Origin of the sequence: Rickettsia sp. TH2014, from assembly GCF_019249195.1 — a bacterium.
Classification (GTDB): Bacteria; Pseudomonadota; Alphaproteobacteria; order Rickettsiales; family Rickettsiaceae; genus Rickettsia; species Rickettsia felis.
Genome location: NZ_MXAX01000089.1, coordinates 1 through 3,712 on the forward strand (window position 1 = coordinate 1; position 3,712 = coordinate 3,712).

Sequence of the window (3,712 nt, forward strand, 5' to 3'; positions counted from 1 at the left end):
TCTAAACTGCAATACGGAGGCACGACCCAAGTATTGCCATTACGGCATATCTTCCTTTCGTCGTCAGCATCATATAACCAGCCTATTAAAACTTAAAATTGTTTTATATCTACAATACCCAAGTAATTTAGTCAAGTATATAATTATATTATTTAATAAAAAATTAGCTTGTTAATATAAACTAAAATTTAATTGCGTAGAATCTGTTAGAAGTGAGAAAGAGAGAATATTATAAATAAGCGATTAATACAGCATTAACTAGGGATATTGTTGCATGGTTCGGTTTTCATTCCGCGAGCTTGTAGCGGGATCCAGTTAAAAATACTAAAATTATTAGTATTTTTTATTGTTTTTATGGACCTAGTTAGCAAGCGAACTAGGTGACGCAGTAGGTTTTACCGGTCTACGCAACAATGCCTCCTCGCAATGACGACCTGGGTATCCACGCAACAATGCCTCTCGGGAATGACATCATTATTTACCCACGCCCTCTATTTGTTATTCTATTTCTAGCTTTAGGTTTTGAAGAAGCAGCAATATTTTTTAAATTAGCTTGATAATTTTTATTTTTTTCCATTCTATTTTCTCTTAGTTTTTCATGCTTGGTTTTAACGCTTTTTCCAAAACCTACTTTGGTTTCCATATCTTTTATAAAATCAGTAACAAATATTCGTGGATGTCCTTGAATATCGATTTGACAATTTTTATCTAAAGCACTGGGCATAGTTTCTTGTATTTTTTTACAGCACGGTACATATCTAAAGCTTCAGGTTGATAATGACCGCTATTATTACTAAGATAATCAATTTTTCCTCTATCATTTATACTTATAACTCCTGCTGCTTCCGCAGGCTTTCCGCTTAAAAATGAACCATGAACAAGATTTTTAGTATTTGGCAAATATTGATTTTTATGAGTACCCATATAAATTACTCCACCCTTTCCCATTATAAATGCTTGAACATTATTCATGCTTTTACTTTCTTTACCAATAGTAGAAGCTACTTTACCGTTAGAATCAAGTAATTTCTGAGAGGGGGTATCATAGAATAGTCGATGATTTTTTTGTTCCTCAGGTCCCATACGCAATATTTCAAATTCATGCCCATCCCATATTTGTTTACCTTGGGCTATTTCTTGAAGATGATGTTCCGCAAGTTTTGGATTCGGATGAACTACTTTAACTCTTACAGAATCTACCATCGCATCGTTTAATTTTCTTAACTCATGTTCCGGTATTAAAGCAACCCTAAATTTATTTATTAATCTATTCCAATTATCTCGAGTTCTAGTTTTTGGATCTCTAAAAGGTGTATTAATATTTCTTCCGGCGTCTCCAACTAAATAAACTTTATTATCTTTTTGGACTAAGTTGTCTTTGTATAAAGGCTCTCCTTCTTGATTTATAAGTTGACCTTTTCTTTCAATAGCAGCTAATTGACCATCCTTATAAAGGATAATTTTTTCATTATTTAATCCAAGCTTTGAATTAATTTGTATTTTACCTTGATGATTTAAATTACCAATACCGATACCATCAATATCCGCAATTTGAATATCTCTATTTTTATCAACAAATTTTCTAATTTCTTCGGGATTATTAATAAATTGACCGTTATCCTTTAATATTCCTTGTATATCGCCGGTAGTATAAGTAAATTCTTCTTTGATTGTTTTTGTATCCTTTATAAGACCTACTGCAACGAAAATTTGTTGAAAGAAATTTAGATTTCTCTTTACTTCAACATTTTTCCTCCAGTAGCTTCTCTTGCATGAATTACTAATTGATCCGGCTTTAAGTAGCCGCTTTTATCATAAATATTAATTACTCTTCCTCTTATAAGATCTACTTCTGTTGCTTCTTTTTCTTGCGAAAATTCCTTAACTTGCGGCTCTTCTGCAAACCTTACTTTCTTTTTTTTCTTTACCCATTTAAATTACCTAAATTTATAAGCAAATAATTTTAGGTTTCATTTTAACAATAAAAACTTTTATTTTTTAATAATAGGATATTTTTTTAGTAAATTGAGGATTTAAAATCACATATTATATAATAACCGATTTTTCTTATATATAACTCGACAGGCTCTTGTTAATTTGCCAAATAGCAACAAATACTAAGCAAGTTGTGAACATTTGTAGTAGCTGTAATAATATACTTAATTCCGGTATTAATATAATAATAACCGGTTGTAATATTATCGGGACTCCGTTTGAAAACATTACTAACCTTATAGAAGTTTGTATTGAAGTTTTAGTAGTAAGTAAATTAGCTAAGCTATATACTAACAACACTATAATACTTCTCTCTAATAAGAATGTTACAAACCAAAATAATATAATAGCCGGCATACCGAAATAAATAAATAAATTTGGTGCATATAATAAATTATCAGCAAAATATTTTTTTATTATTTCAGGAGTTAAAATTACTTCATTTTGTTTAAATATCTCAGAATAGTTAACGGTACTTGGGAAATTTTTCTTAGTATTGGCTACAATTAAATTTATCTTCAGCTTATTCTCTTCAAGTACAAACGGTATTTTGCTTTTTTCTTTATTAGAAACTTGATTTTTTGTATCAATGACAACTATTTTATTGTTATTCTTGCTATATAAATATATAGGCTCTACTTCTTCAACTGAAATTTTTGAATTATTATATTTAATTTCCGGTAATTGATTGATAATATATTCAATATTGTCTGTAACTTTTGATGATTGTATTCCGTTAAAATAATCTTTTAAAGTTATTATGTAATTTAATATAAAAATACAATAAATTATTGATGGGATAAAAGATAAGGTAAATAAATATCTTATTCCGTACCCTTGATAGTTTTTATATACGTCTTTATAAAACTCTATAGAGCTAATTGATAAACGTAATTGACGGAGTAAGGCATTTAATCCTCCTAATATAAATGATAATAAATACATGTATAAGTAATTTATTTAAATTTCTCACTCTCTTCCTTCTTTAATCCGGTTGAGGTTAGCTATTAAGTCAGTTCTTGCACAGGCTTTGATTAAATTTTTGGCTATATTAATTATGATTTAAGTATTTTTTCTATTTCTATTATATCATTTTGACCAAATTTGGTCAAAGTGTAGAATAAAATTAACTCTATTTTGTATGCCATTATAAAACACTAAAGGATATATGAAAGGAAATTTTTTGTTTTTTATTACTTTTATATGATATTCATAAATATTTAACATATACCTAAATAACCGAAAAGCCATATAATAGTGTGTGACACGAGGTTGTATCAAAGAGATGAATCTAAGGGTACGAAAAAGAGCTACCCTGACAATATGATGAAATACCGTTAAGCATAGGGAAAATCTCGTGAGAGTAATTCCTTTCTGATAATCATGATAAAGATATCTGATCCTTATGCACGATTCTTAGGAGATGAGCAATTGCTGCTTACCTGATTTTGCATTTATTGGGTATCAGAAGAGATTAACATTAGATAATATTACTGTTTTCACCCTTTTCGTCCTGCACGTAAAGATCATTTTTTTATTCAATATATCATCACGGTTTGTATATAAAGATTCGATAAATAAAATAGAATCTTTTAAAGCTAGCTGCACCGCTAAATTATCCTTATCATATCTTTCTATAGCTTTAGGAAACACAAATTCTTTAAATTCTTTAAACACATTGGTAATCCTCCCATTTTTAATCGCAATAGAGAGTAGA

General features: G+C 29.0%; 4 protein-coding genes and 1 pseudogene. All 5 read right to left on the reverse strand.

Annotation, left to right across the window (positions count from 1 at the left end):
- Positions 1 to 478: 478 nt before the first annotated feature.
- Entirely contained in the window at positions 479 to 724 is a 246-nt protein-coding gene (locus tag KYQ89_RS01520; RefSeq protein WP_218460097.1) for a hypothetical protein, read from the reverse strand.
- Positions 709 to 1,203: a hypothetical protein gene (locus KYQ89_RS01525; RefSeq protein WP_256621184.1), complete on the reverse strand. Its 495-nt coding sequence runs from the start codon at positions 1,201 to 1,203 to the stop codon at positions 709 to 711. The genes KYQ89_RS01520 and KYQ89_RS01525 overlap by 16 nt, the downstream gene beginning before the upstream one ends.
- Before the next feature lie 864 nt (positions 1,204 to 2,067).
- Positions 2,068 to 2,940, reverse strand: a complete 873-nt coding sequence (locus tag KYQ89_RS01530) for a DUF1189 family protein (RefSeq protein WP_218460098.1) — start codon at positions 2,938 to 2,940, stop codon at positions 2,068 to 2,070.
- Positions 2,941 to 3,084: 144 nt separating this feature from the next.
- The gene (locus KYQ89_RS01535; protein WP_371920387.1) at positions 3,085 to 3,246 is read right to left on the reverse strand and encodes an Rpn family recombination-promoting nuclease/putative transposase; all 162 of its coding nucleotides are present in this window, start codon (positions 3,244 to 3,246) and stop codon (positions 3,085 to 3,087) included.
- 213 nt (positions 3,247 to 3,459) lie between these two features.
- Positions 3,460 to 3,712 (reverse strand): annotated as a pseudogene (locus KYQ89_RS01540) (hypothetical protein); the annotation flags it as partial.